This window comes from Bradyrhizobium sp. 33ap4 (assembly GCF_032654765.1).
Classification (GTDB): Bacteria; Pseudomonadota; Alphaproteobacteria; order Rhizobiales; family Xanthobacteraceae; genus Bradyrhizobium; species Bradyrhizobium australafricanum.
Window position 1 is genome coordinate 1 of the sequence record NZ_JAUMTJ010000188.1, and the last position, 999, is coordinate 999.

Here is a 999-nt window from a genome sequence, read left to right on the forward strand (position 1 = left end):
GTGAGCCAAGGAGTTGACACGAGACTTTGTCTTCCTAAGACCGCTTGGCCTCCGACTTCGGTTAGCTCTATGGATTCATTCTTCCTTGGAACGACAGAACCGTGTAGCGTGCTATGAGTTATTACGCTTGCGCCTATCCATTCGTGCACTTCTTTGTCCGCAATCTTCACTCCTGGTATATTCTCAGGCAACACAAAGGAATAGTGGTCTCTGTCATACTTCATTAAAACATTCGAGTTTGCAAGTATGCTTTGCAACGAAGATTCCAAATTCGTGTGCGCTTGAAACGTCTTCACCAAATCCTGTAAGCTGGTTCTTGTAGCGGTAATAGTATTATCTTCAATCGAGTCCGTGACGTTATAGAACAAATTTGGCAAGCTCATTTCTTGCAATCCGACCTCATAGTCTTCGCCAAGGCGAAGAGGCCTATCTAAGGCGACCGTGAAATTACTAAGCGTATTCCCCGGATGAACATTCATGCTCGCATTTGAGAGAAGGTAAACATAGAAATCATATTTTTCCGACATTGCTAGCAACTACCCAGCTATCGTAATCCTTTCCGTATCCAAACCAGCGAACGAAATAGTGAAGAACACCGTTTATCCTTTTCCGTCTTAAAATTTTTTCGATCGGCCACTTGTCAGAAGCAGATTTGACAACTTTCTGTACCTCCTGCAGATACCACCCACCAGAGATTTCCTCTCCGTTCCAGTCTGTCAAGTACACAACGGGTGGGTCCATGTATCATATGCGGTTGATAACAAAGACTTCCGGAGACCAAAGACCGGTGTAGCCCTTGTGAAACACAGAACGGTTTAGCAGAACGCGCACCTGATCACCGACCTTATATTTGACTTTAACGTTCGACTTCGTCTTATAGTTTAGTTTGTTAAACAAAAACATTTCGTTCGATGTATTAACGTCGATCGGCTTCATACCAGTCACACTGTGCACGCTGTTGTTGTAGTCTGACACTAGTTTCGGTAGCACATTGAGGTA

Annotated in this window: 3 protein-coding genes; all 3 read right to left on the minus strand. The window is 44.1% G+C overall.

What is annotated here, in order from left to right:
* A partial coding sequence (locus Q2M23_RS43635; RefSeq protein ID WP_316399528.1) for a hypothetical protein occupies window positions 1–527 on the minus strand: 527 nt, incomplete at its 3' end.
* The gene (locus tag Q2M23_RS44410) at window positions 511–741 is read right to left on the minus strand and encodes a chromo domain-containing protein (RefSeq protein ID WP_410469852.1); all 231 of its coding nucleotides are present in this window, start codon (window positions 739–741) and stop codon (window positions 511–513) included. The genes Q2M23_RS43635 and Q2M23_RS44410, both read right to left, overlap by 17 nt.
* Window positions 742–744: 3 nt before the next feature.
* A partial coding sequence (locus tag Q2M23_RS43640) for a hypothetical protein (RefSeq protein WP_316399529.1) occupies window positions 745–999 on the minus strand: 255 nt, incomplete at its 5' end.

Excerpts from the sequence above, each read along its gene's own strand:
- Q2M23_RS44410 (WP_410469852.1), bottom strand. The coding sequence starts at position 741 with ATGGACCCACCCGTTGTGTACTTGACAGACTGGAACGGAGAGGAAATC.